Below are 19,016 nucleotides of genomic sequence, written 5' to 3'. Positions count from 1 at the left end.
CACTTTCACAACGCTGCCCCCGGCCTGCCGACATGTAACAGACCCGACTTTCCCCATGGCATCTCTGGGATGCGTCGGGGCGCTTCTTCGCGCTCATACCGCGCCAGAGGTTCGTTATCGTTTCGTTACATTTGCGCGGAGTTGAAACAAGGGTTCCACGTGTTCCATGTCACTTCACCCGAATTGGGACAGCAAGGAGGCCTGTTGGTCCGCAGGGCATCCGAGGCTCTGTGAGCGGCTTCGCGTTGGTTTCGGAGATCAGGTCGCCTCGGCAGTGCGATGGGCAGTTCGAAATGTGGTCGCTATCGGATGCCTGCACCCAAACAAAGGTCGCTATCGGATACTTTTCAGCGTTGAAAGTATCCGATAGCGACCTATTGGCTGTGGGCTTGTCTATGGGCAGGCAGCCTCAGCCCCTCGTCCCAGGTGCCAGCCCCACACCCCAAGACGCACCCGCCTCAGCACTCGACGACGTTGACGGCGAGGCCGCCCATCGCCGTCTCCTTGTACTTCGAGGACATGTCCGCCCCGGTCTGGCGCATCGTCTCGATCACCTCGTCGAGGCTGACCCGGTGCTGGCCGTCGCCCCACAGTGCCATGCGGGAGGCGTTGATGGCCTTGCCGGCGGCGATCGCATTGCGTTCGATGCACGGCACCTGCACGAGTCCGGAGATCGGATCGCAGGTCAGGCCGAGGTTGTGCTCCATCGCGATCTCGGCGGCGTTCTCCACCTGCTCGGGCGTCCCGCCCATCACGGCGGCCAGTCCCCCGGCGGCCATCGACGAGGCGGATCCGACCTCACCCTGACAGCCCACCTCGGCGCCGGAGATCGACGCCCGCTCCTTGTACAGGACGCCGATGGCCGCCGCGGTGAGCAGGAAGTCGACGATGGCCCGGTGCTTCGCGGACTCGCCGCCTTCCACCACCGCTGGAACGTAGTTGAGCGCATAGTGCAGCACGGCGGGGATGATGCCGGCCGCCCCGTTGGTGGGTGCAGTGACGACGCGGCCGCCCGAGGCGTTCTCCTCGTTCACGGCCATTGCGATGAGGTTGACCCATTCGAGGTGGTAGCCGGGGTCCCGGTCGGGGTCCTCGGCCTTGAGTTTGAGGTACCAGTCGTGTGCGCGGCGACGCACCTTGAGCCCTCCGGGCAGATAACCGGACCGGTCCAGGGACGCCGAAGCGCATTCCTCCATCACCGAGTAGATGTGGAGCAGGCCGTGCCGGATCTCGTCCTCGTCACGCATCGACAGTTCGTTGGCGTGCATGATCTCCGCGATCGACAGGTCGTTCTCGCGGCAGCGTTGCAGCAGTTCGACACCTGAATGGAAAGGATAGGGCAGCTCGTCGTCGTAGGACTCGAGTTCGGCATCGACGACAGAATCCGCGACCGCGAACTCGACATCGCTGCCGCCGTCGCCGCCCCCGCCGGCGCCAGCCTCGGCGGTCTTCTCCTTGTCGAGGAACTCGGTCTCCGAGGTCACGAATCCGCCGCCCACGGAGTAGTAGGTCTCCTCAGCGAGGGTCTCCCCCGCGGCGTCGTAGGCGGTTACGGTCATGGCGTTCGTGTGGCGCGGCAAGACGGTCAGGGGGCGTTTGACCATGTCATCCTCGGTGAACTTGAGTTCGACGCCATTGCCGGTCGAGTCGCCGAGGATGATCGTCCCGGTCTCGGACATCCGTGTCCGCCGGGCGGTGAGTTCGTTGGCTTCGATGAGGTCAGGGCGGCAGCCTTCGAGACCGATGAGGATGGCGTCGAAGGTTCCGTGACCGGCTCCGGTGGCGGCCAGGGAACCGAATACGTCGACGCGCAGATCCGCCACGGATCCAAGCGTTTCGCCGAGGAGGTCGATGAAGCTCGCGCCGGCACGCATCGGCCCGACGGTGTGGGAGCTCGACGGTCCGATGCCGACCGTGAAGAGGTCGAAGACACTCAATGGCATGGCAATCACTTCGTTTCTGATGAGATGACGACGGGGCCGACCGAACAGCCGTGCACTCACGTGCAGGGCGAGCCGGTGCCGACAATGCGTCGGCACCGACCTCGACCGACCCCGCTTCAGGGTTTGCATCCTCCACCCGGAGGATCCGCCTCGAAAGGCTGTCCCGTTAGGCAGCCCCGCAGGGCTGTCCACACCGGGACGGGTGAGACTCATGCGAGCCTCACAACGAGTCTCAGAGAGAGTTCGCCTCGGCGTAGGCGGCGGCGTCCATGACTTCGCCGACCTCGGTCACGGCGACCTCGAACAGCCAACCCTCGCCGTAGGGGTCGGAGTTGAGCAGTCCGGGTGAGTCCACGGCCGCCTCGTTGATGGTGACGACCTCGCCGGTCACCGGGGTGTAGAGATCGGACACGGACTTCGTGGATTCGACCTCGCCGCAGGTCTCACCTGCGGTGATGGTGTCGCCGACCTCGGGCAGGTCGACGTAGACGACCTCGCCGAGGGCATCGGCGGCAACCGCGGTGATGCCGACCTTGACGGTCTTGCCGACGAGTTCATCGGCGGCGCCGTCGACCCATTCGTGCTCGGCGGAGTAGGTGAAGTTCTGTGGGAGCGGGGGCAGCTGTGCCATGTGTCTTCCTTACTGCGACCGCCGCCGGAAGCGGCGATCACGACGTTGTTGTGCCAGGTGAGACCAGTGTACGAGTCACCGACCCCACCTGGGATGAATTGTGGGTGAGAGCTTCAGTCGGCCTGGCGTTTGTAGAACGGCAGGGCGGTGACGGTGAAGTCGTGGGCCTTGCCGCGGATGTCGACGGTTACGGCGGTGCCCACCTCGGCGCGATCCCGGTCGATGTAGGCCAGCGCGATCGGGTGGCCGAGCGTCGGTGCGGGCTGACCGGAGGTGACGGTGCCGACTTCGGTGCCGTCGACGGACACGGCTGCTCCCGAACGGGCGGCGCGGCGTCCTTCCGAGGTCAGGCCGACGAGCACGCGCGGAGGTTCGGTCTGACCGAGTTCGGCAAGCTTCTCGCGGGCGAAGAAATCGTCCTTCGTCTTGAACCCGATCATCCGTCCCAGTCCTGCATCGAACGGGGTGGTGTTCTGGTCGAGTTCGTTGCCGTAGAGCGGCATTCCCGCTTCCAGGCGCAGCGAATCGCGCGCGGCCAGACCGCAGGGCACGAGCCCGTAGTCGGCTCCGGCGGTCACGAGCGTCTCCCACAGGCGGGCGGCGCCGCGGCTCGGCAGGTAGAGCTCGAATCCGTCCTCGCCGGTGTATCCGGTGCGGGCGAGCATGAGGTCGATCCCGGCGATCGTCAGCGGCATCCACGCGTAGTACTTCAGCTCGCGCACTGCCTCACCGATGGTGATCGTCTCATCCCCCGCCGAGGTGGCTCCCCCGTTGGCCTCGTCCGTGACCTGGGCCTTTGCCACGTCACCGGCGCCGGTGCGGGGTCCGAATTCGCCGTTGGCGGAGTCGTCGAGGGCGCGCAGGATGATGGCTTCCGAGTTCGGTCCCTGCACGGCGATGAGCGCGGTGTCGCCGGATTCGTCGGTCAGGCGCACATCCGATCCGGGTGCCACGGCCTGCAGGAAGTGCTGCAGACGCTCGGTCAGCGCCGTAACCACGGCAGGCGTGTTCGAGGCATTGGGGACGATGAAGAACTCTTCGTCGCCGATGCGGTAGGTGATCAGGTCATCGAGGAGTCCGCCGGCCTCGTTGACGATGACACCGTACTTGGCTTTGCCGATCTTCATCGTCGAGTACTTCGCGACGAGCGCGTAGTCAAGGAAGGCGGCGGCATCGGCTCCGCTGATGCGCACCTCACCCATATGGGAGAGGTCGAACAGGCCTGCGGCCTCGCGCACGGCACGGTGTTCAGCGAGTTCCGAACCGTACTTCAGCGGCATGTCCCAGCCGCCGAAGTCGGTGAAGGATGCGCCGAGGTCAGCGTGGACGCTGTGCAGTGGAGTCTCTTTGGGGGCGTTGGCAGTCTGATCAGTCATCAGTTGTCCTCTTCCTCGAACTCTTCGAAGGCCTCTGGCGGCGGGCAGGAGCACACCAGGTTGCGGTCGCCGTAGGCTCCGTCGATACGGCTGACCGGCGGGAAGTACTTCGTCAGGCGCAGTCCGGGAACGGGGAACACCGCGGTCTCGCGGCTGTATTTGCCATCCCAGTCGTCCATCACCACGGTCGCCGGGTGCGGCGCAAGCGCCAGCGGCGACTCTTCGTATGCGTACGACTTGCCGATCTCGTCGATCTCGGCACGGATGGCGCGCATGGCTTCGATGAAGCGGTCGAGCTCGTCCTTGTCCTCGGACTCGGTGGGTTCGACCATGAGGGTGCCGGGCACCGGGAAGGCCAGGGTCGGGGCGTGGAAGCCGAAGTCGATCAGCCGCTTGCAGACATCTTCTGCGGTGACTCCCGTCGCCGCGGTGATCGCGCGGAGGTCGAGGATCGTCTCGTGGCCGACGAGTCCGTTCTCACCCGAGTAGAGGATGGGGAAGACGTCGCCGAGCTTCTTCGCCAGGTAGTTCGCGCCCAGCAGGGCGGCCCGCGAGGCTTCGCGCAGTCCAACGGCGCCCATGAGTTCGAGGTAGGCGAAGCTGATGGGCAGGACTCCGGCGGAGCCGAACATCGATGCGGAGATCGGCAGTTCCTTGGCCTCCGGGTCGCCGGCGACGAGTTCCGGCAGCGTGGCATCGCCGGGCAGGTACGGGGCGAGGTGTTCGCGCACCGCGACGGGGCCGACTCCGGGGCCGCCTCCTCCGTGGGGGATGCAGAAGGTCTTGTGCAGGTTGAGGTGGGAGACGTCGCCGCCGAATTCGCCGGGCTTGGCGAGTCCGACCATGGCGTTGAGGTTCGCACCGTCGACGTAGACCTGGCCGCCGGCGGCGTGCACCTTGTCGCAGACCTCCCGGATCTGCGGTTCGAACACACCGTGGGTCGACGGGTAGGTGATCATGATGCCGGCGATTGTGCCTTCGTGCTTGGCGATCTTCGCATCGAGGTCGTCCATGTCCACGGAGCCGTCGTCGGCGGTGCCGACGACCTGGACCTGGAGTCCGGCGAGCACTGCGGAGGCGGCGTTCGTGCCGTGAGCGGACTGCGGGATGAGCACGACGGTGCGGGCATCGTCGCCGTTGGCCACGTGATAAGCGCGGATGGCGAGCAGTCCGGCCAGCTCACCCTGCGAGCCGGCGTTGGGCTGCAGGGACACTCGGTCGTAGCCGGTGACCTCGGTCAGCGAGTCCTCGAGGCGGCCGATGAGTGCGCGCCAGCCCTGGGTCTGGTCGGCCGGGGCGAAGGGGTGGATGGAGGCGAATTCCGGCCAGGTGATGGGTTCCATCTCGGCGGCGGCGTTGAGCTTCATCGTGCACGAGCCCAGCGGAATCATCGTCCGGTCGAGTGCGAGGTCCCGGTCGGCCAGTGTGCGCAGGTAGCGCATCATCGAGGTCTCGGAGCCATGAGCGCTGAAGACGGGGTGGGTGAGGAATTCGGTGTCCCGGTGGAACTTCGCATCAAATGCGGGCTCGGGCACCGCGTTGGCTCCGAAGGTCCCCGCCGAGGCGGATTCGAAGTCGTCCGCGTCGACCCGGGCAAGGATGCCGAGGGCTTCGAGCAGGCCGTTGGCGTCGGCCACGGTGTGGGGCTCGCCGAAGGAGACGCCGACGGTCGAGTCGTCGATGACACGGATGTTGAATCCGGCCTGGTCGGCGACGTAGCGGGCGGCTTCGGCATCGGCGACCCGAAGTGCCACGGTGTCGAAGAAATCCCAGGTGACCACCTCGGCACCAGGGGCGGTGTCCGCGGCCTTCGCAAAGGCGTGGGCCAGGCGGTGGATGCGGGAGGCGATGCGGGTCAGGCCGACCGGGCCGTGGTAGACGGCGTACATGGAGGCGACGTTGGCCAGCAGCGCCTGCGCGGTGCAGATGTTCGATGTCGCCTTCTGGCGGCGGATGTGCTGTTCGCGGGTCTGCAGGGCCAGGCGGTAGCCGGGCTTGCCCTGGGCGTCCTTCGACACTCCGACGAGGCGGCCGGGCAGCTGGCGCTGGAGTCCGGACTTCACGGCCATGAAGCCGGCGTGGGGGCCGCCGAAGAACAGGGGCACACCGAAGCGCTGTGCCGAGCCGACGGCGATGTCCGCACCCTGGGAGGCGCAGTCCTTGAGCAGGGTCAGTGCGAGCAGGTCGGCGTCGAAGGTCACGAGTGCGCCGCGGTCATGCGCGCCGTCGACGGCTTCGGTGAAGTCGCGGATGGCGCCGGTGGTGCCGGGCTGGGCGCAGACGATGCCGAAGATGTCTTCGCCGACGAGGCCTTCGGCGAGGTCGGCAACGGCGACGCGGAAGTCCATGGCCTTGGCGCGGGCACGGACGACGGCGATGGTCTGCGGGTGGAGTTCGGAGTCGAGGACGACGGTTGTCCCCTTCTTCACGGCGCGACGCATCAGCAGGACCGCCTCGGCGACGGCGGTGGCCTCATCGAGGAGGGAGGCGTTGGCGATGTCGAGGCCGGTGAGGTCCTGGACGACCTGCTGGAAGTTCAGCAGCGCTTCGAGGCGGCCCTGGGAGATCTCGGGCTGGTACGGCGTGTAGGCGGTGTACCAGGCGGGGTTCTCGACCAGGTTGCGGCGGATGACTGCCGGGGTGATCGTGTCGTAGTAGCCCTGACCGATGAGCTGGGTGCGCATGACGTTCTGACCGGCGAGCTCGCGCAGGTCGTTGAGAACGTCGAACTCGGAGCGGCCTGCGGGCAGGTAGAGCTCTTCGTTCTGGATGGATTCGGGGACGGCGGCGCTCGAGAGTGCTTCGAGGGAGTCATAGCCGAGTTCGGCGAGCATGGCCTGGGCGTCATCGGCGCGGGGGCCGATGTGGCGGTCGGAGAAGGGGCGCGCGGTGTCCCCTGTTGCCTGCGTCGTATGGGCGAGTGAACTGGTCAATTGCCGTCCTAGGGTCGGTGTCGCGCCCACCGAATTGGAGGACGCAGCGATCGCTGAGTGTCCTCCCCGATCTGTCGGACCGGAGTCCTTCAGATATGCCTGCAATCGGTGGTACTGGGCCTGAGAGTTTCCCGGGGAGGGAATTGCACCTACGGCGCTGCTCGGTGTCCGGCTCGATTCGGCCTGACAGCGGCAACTCTCCCACGTCTTGTCTTAGCGGCGTATGAAGTTATGTGCACAGCCAAGTGGGCCTCGGTGGCCCCGGCTGAGACTGCGCCTCCGATTCTAGTGAATGAAATCACCCCCGACAAACCTCCTGCTGGCCCCCTTGCCGCGACCATTCGTCGGACTGCTGCGAGGCCCGGCTCCCCGCGGCAGCTCCCCCTTGCCGCGTATGCAGAAATAGGTCGCTATCGGATACTTTGCTTGCTCAGAAGTATCCGATAGCGACCTGGATTCGGACCGCAGTATCCGATAGCGACCTATGTTTGAGCTGCCGGTTACCGGCAGTCGACGATCAGCCGCAGGCCACTCAGTCTCAGGCGCTGCCGCCGGCGGTGACGACTCCCCCATCGGCGGTGAGCACCTGGGCGGTGATCCAGTCGGCGTCGTCCGACGCGAGATAGGCGACGGCACCGGCGATGTCCTCGGGAGTTCCGAGGCGTTTGACCGGGTACGCGGAGGCGACCTCTTCCTCTCGGCCCTCGTAGAGCGCGGTGGCGAACTTCGTCTTGACCACTGCCGGGGCGACGGCGTTGACGCGGATATCTGGCCCCAGTTCCACGGCGAGGGTCTTCGTCAGGTGCGAGACCGCGGCCTTCGAGATTCCGTAGAAGCCGATGCCCTCGCTCGGCACCTGCCCGGCCACCGAGGAGATCGCCACCACCCGTCCCCTGTTCTCCCGGAATTTCAGGCCCTGATGACGGACGGCGTCCTGCACCCAGGCGAGAGTTCCGAGGACGTTGACGTCGAAGATCTTCCGCGCCGCATCGAGCTCGATGTCGACGAGCGGACCGTAGACAGGGTTGATTCCGGCGTTGGCCACGAGCACATCGAGGCGGCCGAACTTCTCAGTGATCGTGTCGAACACCTCTGCCCTGTGAGCCGGGTCGTCGGCCTTGCCGGCGATGCCGATCGCCGTGCCCTCGGGGAACTCCGCGACTGCTTCCTGCAGTGCTTCGGGCTTGCGCGCGGTGAGGACGACGGTGGCCCCCTCGGCCTGCAGACGATGCGCGATTCCGAGGCCGATGCCGCGACTGGCGCCCGTGATGACGGCGACCTGCCCGTCGAAACGACGACCGGATTTCGGTTCCGCCGAGGCGACTGTCGGCTGTGCTGCTGAGGTGCTGTCTGACATTGATGAACTCCAGTGTTCGTGCAGTGACATGGTCATTCGGCGCTGACCTGGCGAATCGCCGTAAAGCGAGCGTTCGTTCAGCGATCAGTTCTCATCGTAGGCACAGCCGTCGGAGGAAGACAAGGACTGCGGCACCAAGCGAGCGCACTGGACGAGAATGGAGTCATGAATCATCTCGAGTTCCATCTCGACCTCGGTCCGGCCGCACATTTCCCACTCGCCCGCGAGTCGGTCTTCTCGTGGGCACTCCAGGACCTCGCCGGCGTCGTCGTCCGCCCGTCTCGCCGGGTGGTCGAGGGCCAGATCGTCGCTCTGCGACTCAATCCCGGATGGCCGGCCTCGCCGAGGCGGCTGCGCGGTCGCGATCTGCTCGTGCCCGTGGGTTCGTGCGTCGTGACCCGGGCGATCGATGCGGATGATCGTGCCGGATTCACCTATCGCACCCTGCCGGGTCACCTCGAGGACGGAGAGGAGACCTTCCTCGTCTCCATCGGCACCGACGGTCGACTGGCCGTGACCATCACCGCTGACTCCGTTCCCGCGCATCCGCTGCTTCGCCTGGGCGCCCCGGCGACAGTGGCGGCCCAGGAGATAAAGGCCAGGCGCTATGCCGAGGGCCTGAAACGGCAGCTCAGCGCCGCCGGCAGCAGACGTCACGGCCGCGCCCTCGCCTCGGCCTCGGCCATCTCGTCCCCCGCCTCATCGCCCACACCGCGCACCTGTACAACTCGGCCATCGCCCAACCCGCGAGCCGGGGGCCACGGGGAGTCGACCTCGCCTGGTGCCGTCAGGATCTCGTGCTGCTCGGCTCCCCCGAGGCGGCCGCCGCCTCGACGAATGGAACGCCCAGCTGTGAGCACGTCCGGCAGTCGCCGGCGTCCGAAGTCGAACTGAACGGCGGCAGCATCTGGCCGCAGCACCCGCCGGCCATGCGTCCAGCAGCGATCCGATACCTCAGCAGTCATGAATGCATGTACATTATTGACTGATTCGATATATGGTGGGATGGACCATACGCGCACCCTGCGTGCTCGAGACAGCGTGCTCAACACAGGGTGCACGAGCAGGGAGCTCCGAGCCCGGGAGCACACAGCAGCGCCCCGGCCCGACGAGAGGGAGACATTCGACGATGAAGCAGTCGACCACTTCTGAACACCACGACAGCGGCCCTGGCCACGACCCCAGCCGGTCGCCTGCCCACGACCGCCTCGAGGAGTTCCTCCCGCGCGCGGGTTCAGGTCCGCTGTCGGGGCAGATCGTCGTCGACTTCTCCCGCGTCCTCGCCGGCCCATACTCGACGATGATGCTCGCCGATCTCGGGGCTACCGTCATCAAGGTCGAAGGACCGAAGGGCGATGACACCCGACATTGGGCCCCGCCGGTGCGCGAGGACGACGCCACCTACTATCTGTCGATCAACCGCAACAAATACGACCTCGTCCTCGACTTCACAGACCCCGATGACCTCGCTACCGCGCAGAAACTCGCGGCACAGGCCGATATCATCGTCGAGAACTTCAAACCGGGTGGGCTGGCGAAGTACGATCTCGACTACGACAGCATCGCCACGACCAACCCGGCAGTCATCTATGCCTCGGTGACCGGATTCGGGCGTGAGAACCCGTTGCCCGGATACGACCTCCTCGTGCAGGCGCTGTCCGGGTTCATGTCGGTCACCGGCAGCCCCGACGGCTCGCCGTACCGCGCCGGAGTCGCCGTCTTCGACGTCATGACCGGCCTGCACACGACGATCGGCGTCCTCGCCGCGATCCAGCACCGCACGCTCACCGGTGAGGGCCAGCTCGTCGAAACCAACCTCATGTCCTCTGCGATGTCCGGCCTGGCCAACCAGACCGGCGCCTACGCCGCCGCAGGCGTGAATCCGACCCGGATGGGCAACGCCCACCCGAGCCTCTACCCCTACCAGCCGATGGCCGCGAAGTCCGGCGAGATCATCATCGCCGCCGCCAATGACGGCCAGTTCCGGATCCTCGCCGAGGTGGTCGGACGACCCGATTGGTGCGACGACGAACGATTCGCCCAGGCAAAGAACCGCAACGCCAACCGCGACGCCCTGGAGTCCGAACTTCTCGAGGCCCTGCAGGCCCACACCGCCCAGGAATGGTTCGACAAGCTCTCGGCCGCCGGCCTGCCCTGTGCTCCGATCAACACGATCGCCGAAGGCGTCGAACACGCCACGAGCCTCGGCCTGTCACCGGTCGTGGACACCGGCAGCGGCGAGCGCATCATTTCGACCATCCGCAACCCGATCACCTTGTCGAGGTCGCAGGTCGCCTACGACCTCGCTCCCCCGGAGCTCGGAGCCGACTCCGATCGGGTCAGTGCCTGGCTCGACAGCCTCTAGACCGCACCGCACACCTGCCCAACCGCACTGCACCACCCAGCCAACCGCGCACCGCACACCTGCCCAACCGCACAGCACAGCCCGACTGCAGCGCCACCTCGGCGATGATCTGCACCATTCCTATCCGTCCACCATGTGAAGGAGACACAGCAATGGACAACTCAGAACTCGACGACATCCTGTCAGCCGTCCGCGAGTTCGTCCGTGAGAAGGTCGTTCCCCTCGAAACCCAGGTCGAGGAGACCGACGCCTTCCCCGAGGCGATCATCAGGGAATCCGCGGAGATGGGGCTCTTCGGCTGGGCCCTGCCCGAGGAGTACGGCGGCCTCGGACTGGGCGCCGAACAGGACGCGCTGCTCGCCATGGAACTCGGCTACACGACCCCGTCCTTCCGGTCCCTGTTCGGCACGAACAACGGCATCGCCGGGCAGGTGCTCGTCAACTACGGCACCGTTGAGCAGAAGTCCGAGTGGCTGCCTCGTCTGGCCTCCGGAGAGCTCGTCGCCTCCTTTGCGCTGACCGAATCCGAGGCCGGCTCCGACCCCTCGGGTCTGCGGACGAAGGCCGAACGCGTCGGCGACGACTACATCATCAACGGCTCCAAACGGTTCATCACCAACGCCGAGGCCTCCGATGTGCTCATGGTCTTCGCCCGCACCGATCCGAACGCAACCGGTTCGAAGGGCATCTCGGTCTTCCTCGTGCCCACGAAGTCCGAAGGCGTGACCGTCGGCCCACACGATCACAAGATGGGTCAGGCCGGCGCCTGGACCTCGGAGATCTTCTTCGACGACGTGCGCGTGCCTGCCGCCAACCTCATCGGCGGCGAGGAGGAGAAGGGCTTCTACGCGGCCATGGCCTCGCTCAACAAGGGCCGCCTGCACATCGCCGCGATCTGCGTCGGACAGTCGATCCGCATCCTCGACGAATCCGTGCGCTTCGCCGCCGAGGCGAAACAGGGCGGCGAGCCGATCGCCCGGTTCCAGCTCGTCCAGGCAATGCTCGCCGATATCTACACCGACGTCGCCGCCGCCAAGGCCCTCGTCCTCGCGGCCGCTGGGCGCTGGGACGCCGAGGCCGATCGCAAGCTGGGCCCCTCCTCGGCGAAGCTCTTCGCCTCCGAAGCACTCGCCCGCATCGCCGACAAGGGCGTGCAGATCCAGGGCGGCATGGGCTATATGCGCGAGTCCGCGGTCGAACGCTTCTACCGCCACGCCCGCCTCTTCCGCATCTACGAAGGAACCTCCGAGGTCCAGCGCGTCGTCGTCGCCAAGCAGCTGCTGGGTGGCGCACACAAACCGCAGTTCAACCTCTGAGCTGCACGGACCGTATTCTGCACGACCAATGGCACGGGCCGCCTCGGCGAGGTCCGGCCCCGCCCTGGTCACCCACGACCGCCGGTCACCCACGACCGCCTGGTCATCCACGAACGAAAGGAATCACCATGACCGACACCACCGCAGCGAACTCCGGTATCACCGTCACCGACACCGGAGGAGTCACCGCCGTCCCCGGCCTGCTTGCCGGCGAAGTCGCCGTCGTCACCGGCGGAGCCCAGGGCCTCGGCCTGGCGATGGCCCGCAGCCTCGTCGACTCCGGCGCGAAGGTCGTCCTCGCCGATATGAATGAGGAGACCCTGCAGGCGGCCGTGGTCGAACTCGGCGGAGACGGCGTCGCCACCGGCGCCGTGTGCAACGTCTCCGACCTCCAGGCCGTCGAGAAGCTCGCCGAGGCGGCCACGACCGCATTCGGCGGGGTCGACATCTGGGTCAACAACGCCGGCATCACCCGCGATGCGACGATCCGGAAGATGACCGAGCAGCAGTTCGACGACGTCATCTCCGTCCACCTGCGCGGCACGTGGAACGGGCTCAAGGTCGCCACCGCGCTCATGCGCGAGCAGGACCGCGGCGGCTCGATCATCAACGTGTCCTCGATCAGCGGCAAGGTCGGCAACCCCGGACAGTCGAACTACTCCGCGGCGAAGGCGGGCATCGTCGGCATGACGAAGGCCGTGGCCAAGGAGGTCGCGTTCAAGAACATCCGCATCAACGCGATCCAGCCCGGCTTCATCAACACCGCCATGACCGCGGCCATGCCGCAGCACGCGATCGACTCGAAGCTCGCCGAGATCCCGCTCGGCCGTCCCGGCGAACCCGAAGAGGTCGCCTCCGTGGTGCTGTTCCTGGCCTCCGGCCTGTCGAGCTACCTCACCGGCACCGTCACCGAGATCTCCGGCGGCCGCAACATCTGATCCGGGGCACGTCGATTCGGAGGGAGAAGAATGATGATTTCGGACGAGGAAATCAACACTTCTCTCCCTCCGAATTCCTCGTGCAGCGGATGGGCCGCCTCGGCGAATGTCAGCTCTTCGCGGATCGCCGTCCGGGCAGGCGGACGACGCCGAAGGCGACCATGCCGATGAGCGGCAGCAGCGGCCAGATCCAGGTGACCCCGTGGCCGTCGACCATTCCGGTGTCGGCCATGATCGCCAGGCCCGCACAGATAGCGGCCGAGGCGGCGATCGGCATCCACACGGGCGGTGCGGGACGCTCGTCGGGCGCAGGCCTTTCGAACCGGCCGAAGATCGCCACGAGCACCCCGGTGATCGCCAGCAGAACGAGTGCCCACAGCGGACGGGTGAGCCACCAGATTCCGGACAGCGGAGTCGGCAGCAGGGCATTCGCGTCGAGGCCGATGAGGACGTTGGCCAGGGCCGTCAGTGCCGTCAGGTGCCAGAGGAACCAGGTCATGATGCGCTGATTGACGAGCACCGTGAGGAACCACAGTCCGGGGCTGCGCAGCAGTGCGGCCAGCGGACGCCTAAGCATGAGCACGATTCCGGCCTGAGCCATCCCGAGGAAGGCCATCGTCACTCGGGTCGGGGCGGAATTCGAGATCGTGTCGGTGCCTGCGGTGATCATCGACACCGGGTACGGGCCGAAGCCGACGAGGAGCCCGAGCCCGGCGGCGCCGATGACGAAGAGCAGCAGGCAGCGCTTGATGCTGGAGAGTCGGCCGTCGAGCCAGGCGTAGCCGAACTGGTGGAAGCTCGCCCAGACGAGCAGATAGTTCGGATAGCCGGCGAGAGTGCTCTCGGTGACAATGCTGATGAGGTCGATGATGCCGGCCAAGCCGATGCCGGCGATGATCGACCACCAGCCCCATCGCTCCCACAGGATCAGACATGGTGGGGCGACGATGACGACGAGCAGGTACGCGGCGAGGAACCAGGTCGGCACGAGTGCCATCTGGGAGGCCAGCTGGACCGAGGCGGGTTCGGCGCCGGCGGCCAGGGCGATGACGCAGGTGGCCAGCCAGACGAGCAGCAGCGGGATGAGCGGAAGCCCGAGGCGCCGCAGGCGTGCCCGCAGCCACTCGGCGTAGCCGGTCTGTCGCCGCCTGGCCGAACGCCACGACAGGGCGTTGGAGTAGCCGCCGACGAGGAAGAAGATCGGCATCACCTGGAACACCCAGGTCAGAGGGTGCGTCCACCTGGCCTGGTCGAGCAATCCGTGAGGTTCGATGCCGTCGGTGGCGCTGACGGCGATGATCGTCCAGTGGCCGAGCACGACGACGGTGATCGCCGCGGCGCGGAGGAAGTCGACCTCGCGGCTGCGAGAATCCGGGGTCGCCTCATCGACCTTGCGAGCCTGGGCCAGGAACGAGCGGGGCATGCGGGGACGTCCTTGTCGGTTGGTCGAGGGAGCGGTCGGTCGAGGGGGCGGGCAGTGCGGGCCCCGCCCATCGCCGAGGCGGCCGGCCGCCTCGGCGAGGTCAGGCGCGGTATCTGATTTCGCCGCCGACGACGGTGAGCGCGACTCGGGTGTCGCGGATCGCCTCGGCGTGGGCGAACAGGGCTTCCTCGGAAGCGTAGCCGAGGAGCCCGTCGGCCGACGATTGTGAGAGGGTAGGGTCGCTCGACTGCGGGGCCGCCTCGGCGGTCACACCGGCAGCGGCGCGCGCGGCGACACTCGGGTGGTCAACGCTGAGACCTTCGGCCACGCATGGGTCGGTGTCGACGAGGATGAAGTCGGCGTCCATGCCCGGTGCCAGATATCCGCGCCGGTCCTCGAGGCCGGCGGCGAAGGCCGGTCCCTGAGTGTGCAGACGGATGGCCTCGACGGCACTCAGGCGGCGGTGCGGCTGGAAGGTCGTCGACGCGTCACCGGAGATGTCCGCCCTGGTCATCGCCGCATAGATCGCGGCGAAGGGGTTGGCGGGTTCGACGGGTCCGTCGGAGCCGAAGACGACGTGCGCGCCCGCCTTGAGCAGGTCCGGCCAGGCATAGGCGGCCAGCTGCGCGGACTCGTCGATGAGGTGGAGCAGGTGCAGATCGGAGATGCAGTGGCGTGGCTGCATGGACGCGAGCACCCCGAGCTCGGCGAATCGGGCGACGTCGGACGGTTGGATGAACTGGGCGTGTTCGACGCGGTGACGCAGGGGTCGGCCGAACTTCTCCTCCGCGGCCTTCGTCGTTTCCCGCAGGCGGTCGTAGACGGCGAGCACATGGTGGTTCGCCTGGTCGCCGATGGCGTGGATGGCCACGGAGATGCCCGCCTCGGTGGCGATGTGCGCCTGATCGAAGAGTTCGTCCTCGGTCATCTGCGCGATGCCGAAGTTCTCGGTCTCGCCGTCGGTTTCGGGGAACGGTGAGGACATGTGCGAGGTGTGCGAGCCGAGTGCCCCGTCGGAGAACAGCTTCAGTCCGCCGCACTGCAGCCAGTCGTCGCCGTCGCCGGTGTGCCACCCGGTTTCGATCGCCCACGGCACCTCGGGTGAGCGGAGGAACAGCGTGACCCGCATGTCCTGTCGACCGGCTTCGTGCAGGTCGTTCCACCCCAGTGTCGCGGAGATGCCGTCGAAGTCATGGATCCCGGTCAGGCCCTGGGACAAGAAGAGTTCCTGGGTGGTGGCCAGCCGTTCGACCTGGTCCTCGCGGCTGGGTTCGGGGATGAAGCGGGCGACGAGGTCAGTGGCGTCTTCGCGCACCAGACCGGTGAGCTGGCCGTCGTCGTCGTGGACGAAGCTGCCGCCCGAGGGGTCATCGGTCGTGGAGTCGATGCCGGCGATCTCGAGGGCGTGGGCGTTGACCCACAGGGTGTGCAGGTCGAGTGACCACATCGCCACGGGGTGGTCGGGAACCTCGGCGTCGAGGAGTTCCCGGTCCGGATAGGACGGGTCCTCCCACTTGTTGAGGTCCCAGCCGGAGCCGACCACCCAGGTGCCCACCGGAAGCGAATCGGCGCGTTCGCGGATGGCCTCGACCGCCTCGGCGAGCGATTTCGTCTGGGACAGGTCGAGGTCGGTGAGCGAATCGGCGTACATGATCGAGTGGATGTGGCCGTCGACGAATCCGGGCAGAATGACCTGCCCGCCGCAGTCGATCTCGTCGATCTCGAGGCCGGGGATGACCGTAGTGGCACCGACTCCACCCGCCGAGGCGAGCGCCGCCGTCGTCGACGATTCCGCGGCGGCGATGTCGAGAAGTTCGGCCCGGGTGCCGATGGCCACGATGGTCTCCCCATCGACGAGGATCGCATCCGGGGCCGCCTGTGTGAGGTCGAAGGTCGGGGCGGGGGCCTTGTCTGTGTTCGATTCGCTCGGGTCGGATGCGATCGACGCAGGGGTGTTCGAGTCGGGGGTACTCAAGGCGGGGGCACTCGAGGCGGCTCGGGGTGCGAAAGTGCGCACCACGGCGTTGGAGAACAGACGCATGGACACCAGTTTAGAGCGGGTGCGGCGAAGTCGCTGAGTGGTCCGATCACCACCCCTTCCTTGCTACCTGACGGCGGCCCAGATACCTCGCGCGAGGTTGCTGCGCCGCCGTCAGGTAGTAATTGGTGGGCGAAGGTGAGGGCGCAGCCCGTCTTTTCTACGAGGAGTAGAATTAAAGACATGACTCACTTCTTCAGCACCGATGACTCGCGGCTGGCGGCGAGCGCTCGGATCATCTTGCCCGCCGTCTGGCTCGGGCTCATCATCGGCATCTCGCTCATCGAAGCGCCGCTGAAGTTCACAGCCCCCGGCATCACGATCCCGCTGGGGCTGGGCATCGGTCGGCTGGTGTTCGGAGTGATGAACTGGGTCGAGCTCGTCATCGCCGTGATCCTGCTGTGGGCGCTGCTGAAGTCGGGTGTCGATCGTGTCTACCGCAGTGTGGCATGCGGGCTCATCGGAGTGCTCATCGTCAAGGTCATCGTCATTCGGCCGCTGCTCAATCAGCGCACGGATGCGGTTCTCGCCGGCGTCGACGAGGGTGGGTCGTCCTTGCATCTGCTCTACATCGTTGCTGACGGGCTGCTCATCGTGGGGCTCATCGCCGCACTCGTGCTGGCAGTGCGCCGTTGGGTGACGATCCGGCCGGCCGTCGAGGCAGACGACAAATAGAGGAGGCCGCCGGGTCTGCTCAGACCGAAAGCGCAGCCGCCTTCCGCGTCCTCACTTTGGTTGAGGAAGGCCGCGAAAAGGATCCGGCGGTCACGAACATCAGCGCCGTTCTCTTCGAGTGGCCAATGGAGGCCGACGCAGGAATTGGCACTGAACGGCGCCCTCACCGAGTGCCGAGGCGTCGTCACTCAGCGGCCTCCTCGGCGAATAATCGCTTTCTGATCAGATCATCGGTAGAAAACTCGATGCACCACACAAAACTCGATACCCAACTGCACAAAACCCGGTGGTCAACAGCTCGAAAGTCGATGCGCGAGCTCTGCATCATCCGTGGGGACTCCCGACCATCTGCTTCAGCTCCGGCACTTGTGTGAAGATCTTGTCCCGGAAGTCGTTGAGCCTGAATACGTCGTCGAAACTCAGATGGATGACCTTATACCCCAGACTGAGAAGCCGGTTGTGCTGTTCGCCTTCTCTCCGGATCAGCGAGGGTCCCACCAGAGCGTATTTCTCACTTCCGTCGACCGCGAGGATCGTTCGAGCCTGTTCGTTGAGAAAATCCACTCGCGCTATGAAGCCTTTGCTGTCTCGGACTTCGATCTGCTGTTCGAACCCCGTCAGATTCAAGGCGATGAGGTTGAATCGGCAGTTGCTCTCGGCAGGACTCTCTGAGAACGGATCGATCGCATCAACCATCCGCTGCGCGGTGACCTGGCCCGACCGCATGCGAGCAACCGCAGGGCAAAACGCCGTCGCGACAATTCGACGTGCCTCGGCCTGAAACTTCTCCGTATACCCGAATTTGGGATTGACGCCAGGGAATTGAGCGGTCGTCATCTGACGCAGCACCCATTCCATGGCTGCAAAAGCTTCACGTTGTCCCGAAATCCGAATGAGGTCCAAGGCCGTCCTGACCGCCGAGGTGGCCGTCAGATGACCGAATCGGACCTGATCCTCTGCGGGAACCTCGCCCCGTACACGGATGATCTCCTTCGTGTGCGAATTGCTCCGCGGGTGTCTGACCGTGATCGCTTTCGATGTGTCCTTGTACAGAGGGATTCCGTGGAGGACCGCTGCCGACTTGCCAACGATCACATCCTCTGGTCGATACCAGCGATAGCTGCGAATCCGAAGGGCACGGAGCTGAGTCTGGTACCTGAAATCATGCTTCAAGTCGGCCGGAGTTCTGTCGACATGGAAGCTGATCCAGTCGATGTCGCTGATCAATGCCGCAATTCGGCTGTGGTCTTTCACTCGGCACTCGCGGATCACCGAGTACACTCCGCGGCAGAGTCGAATAAGACAACAGTCCAACGCACTCTTGATCGTGTTGGAAGAGATGCCGGCGGCACTGAATTCTTCGCGATAGATCGTGTTCTTCATCTGGCGAGTATCGGCATCAGCGGCCCGAGTTCAGAAGCCCCTGCGCCAGGGTCGTGGACAACGTTTCGTCGTCCACAAGTCAACGACGGACGAGTCGAGTTCTTCTCCACAGGCCGCTGAGAACCGTCTTGGCTCAAGAATTTCTGAGATCACGCACCTGCTGAGCACCGCTGCGATGGGTTCCGTCCGTCGGAACCGAAGCTCGCACCGGCTGTCTGGATTCTCGCAAGTCGCCGGACGAGCAGGTCTTCCACAGTGTCTGGTGCGCGGGTGAGAACTCAGTCCACGTAAGCGCTAGTCCAGTAATCGCCTTTTGCGCCATCCGTGATCGACTTTCGTCCGAACCGTCATCGCCTTTTGATCGATGCATCGGGTTCGAACTCGATGATTCGGTCAAAAGGCGATGAGCGCCCGAAAGTTGCCTCAATGGGCGATGAGCGTGCAATCGAGACGCTGATCGGTGCTCTTTCGACGCTCTTTCGGCGCAGAAAGTCTGCTCCTACCGCGCCTTGTCGCAGCGACCGCCCTCGCCAGAGCGGCCAGGGCACGGCACCGCCCTCGCCAGGGCGGCCAGGGCAGGGCACCGGACGTTCGCAGCTGCCGACCACCCCGGCAACCACACGGGCAGAGTCACACGC

The 19,016-nt window shown here is 65.8% G+C and carries 13 protein-coding genes and 1 riboswitch; of the genes, 5 read left to right on the top strand and 8 right to left on the bottom strand.

The annotated features are described in order from the left end of the window. Positions 1-458: 458 nt before the first annotated feature. The 5 genes from CXR29_RS01755 to CXR29_RS01735 all read right to left on the bottom strand — a co-directional run bounded on the left by CXR29_RS01755 (position 459) and on the right by CXR29_RS01735 (position 8,240). Positions 459-1,943: an L-serine ammonia-lyase gene (locus CXR29_RS01755; RefSeq protein WP_127363706.1), complete on the bottom strand. Its 1,485-nt coding sequence runs from the start codon at positions 1,941-1,943 to the stop codon at positions 459-461. A gap of 232 nt (positions 1,944-2,175) precedes the next feature. After that, on the bottom strand, positions 2,176-2,574 hold the full coding sequence (gene gcvH, locus CXR29_RS01750) for a glycine cleavage system protein GcvH (RefSeq protein WP_025778548.1): 399 nt from the start codon (positions 2,572-2,574) through the stop codon (positions 2,176-2,178). Between the two features lie 113 nt (positions 2,575-2,687). Next, positions 2,688-3,950, bottom strand: coding sequence for an aminomethyl transferase family protein (locus CXR29_RS01745; protein WP_127363705.1), 1,263 nt, complete (start codon positions 3,948-3,950; stop codon positions 2,688-2,690). Then, complete coding sequence (gene gcvP, locus CXR29_RS01740) at positions 3,950-6,883, bottom strand: aminomethyl-transferring glycine dehydrogenase (RefSeq protein WP_127363704.1); 2,934 nt, start codon at positions 6,881-6,883, stop codon at positions 3,950-3,952. Before gcvP ends, CXR29_RS01745 begins: the two co-directional genes overlap by 1 nt. 99 nt (positions 6,884-6,982) lie before the next feature. Next, positions 6,983-7,097: riboswitch (glycine riboswitch) on the bottom strand. Positions 7,098-7,421: 324 nt separating this feature from the next. Beyond that, positions 7,422-8,240, bottom strand: a complete 819-nt coding sequence (locus tag CXR29_RS01735) for an SDR family oxidoreductase (protein WP_101595822.1) — start codon at positions 8,238-8,240, stop codon at positions 7,422-7,424. Between the two features lie 165 nt (positions 8,241-8,405). Between CXR29_RS01735 and CXR29_RS01730 the strand changes: the two genes are divergently transcribed. The 4 genes from CXR29_RS01730 to fabG all read left to right on the top strand — a co-directional run bounded on the left by CXR29_RS01730 (position 8,406) and on the right by fabG (position 12,859). Then, positions 8,406-9,134, top strand: a complete 729-nt coding sequence (locus CXR29_RS01730) for a DUF1990 family protein (protein ID WP_101595824.1) — start codon at positions 8,406-8,408, stop codon at positions 9,132-9,134. A 235-nt stretch (positions 9,135-9,369) separates the two neighbouring features. Continuing rightward, positions 9,370-10,605, top strand: a complete 1,236-nt coding sequence (locus CXR29_RS01725; RefSeq protein WP_127363703.1) for a CaiB/BaiF CoA transferase family protein — start codon at positions 9,370-9,372, stop codon at positions 10,603-10,605. Between the two features lie 152 nt (positions 10,606-10,757). Continuing rightward, on the top strand, positions 10,758-11,921 hold the full coding sequence (locus CXR29_RS01720; RefSeq protein ID WP_127363702.1) for an acyl-CoA dehydrogenase family protein: 1,164 nt from the start codon (positions 10,758-10,760) through the stop codon (positions 11,919-11,921). A gap of 128 nt (positions 11,922-12,049) precedes the next feature. After that, on the top strand, positions 12,050-12,859 hold the full coding sequence (gene fabG, locus CXR29_RS01715; protein ID WP_127363701.1) for a 3-oxoacyl-ACP reductase FabG: 810 nt from the start codon (positions 12,050-12,052) through the stop codon (positions 12,857-12,859). 109 nt (positions 12,860-12,968) lie between these two features. On the opposite strand, the gene CXR29_RS01710 is transcribed toward fabG, so the two are convergent. Together CXR29_RS01710 and CXR29_RS01705 are read right to left on the bottom strand one after the other, a co-directional pair. Continuing rightward, positions 12,969-14,282: an acyltransferase family protein gene (locus CXR29_RS01710; protein WP_127363700.1), complete on the bottom strand. Its 1,314-nt coding sequence runs from the start codon at positions 14,280-14,282 to the stop codon at positions 12,969-12,971. Between the two features lie 100 nt (positions 14,283-14,382). After that, positions 14,383-16,323 (bottom strand): amidohydrolase, encoded by a 1,941-nt coding sequence (locus CXR29_RS01705; RefSeq protein ID WP_127363699.1) that lies wholly within the window; start codon positions 16,321-16,323, stop codon positions 14,383-14,385. A gap of 180 nt (positions 16,324-16,503) precedes the next feature. Here CXR29_RS01705 and CXR29_RS01700 point away from each other — a divergent pair, with 180 nt between their 5' ends. Further along, the gene (locus tag CXR29_RS01700) at positions 16,504-16,995 is read left to right on the top strand and encodes a hypothetical protein (protein ID WP_101554795.1); all 492 of its coding nucleotides are present in this window, start codon (positions 16,504-16,506) and stop codon (positions 16,993-16,995) included. A 324-nt stretch (positions 16,996-17,319) separates the two neighbouring features. Here CXR29_RS01700 and CXR29_RS01695 read toward each other — a convergent pair whose 3' ends face one another. Next, complete coding sequence (locus CXR29_RS01695; protein WP_101554794.1) at positions 17,320-18,378, bottom strand: RAP domain-containing protein; 1,059 nt, start codon at positions 18,376-18,378, stop codon at positions 17,320-17,322. Between the last annotated feature and the right edge of the window lie 638 nt (positions 18,379-19,016).

The sequence above is a fragment of the Brevibacterium linens genome (assembly GCF_003999335.1).
Classification (GTDB): domain Bacteria; phylum Actinomycetota; class Actinomycetes; order Actinomycetales; family Brevibacteriaceae; genus Brevibacterium; species Brevibacterium linens.
The sequence above is the reverse complement of the archived record's forward strand: the minus strand, read 5'-3'. Positions and strand labels throughout refer to the sequence as shown.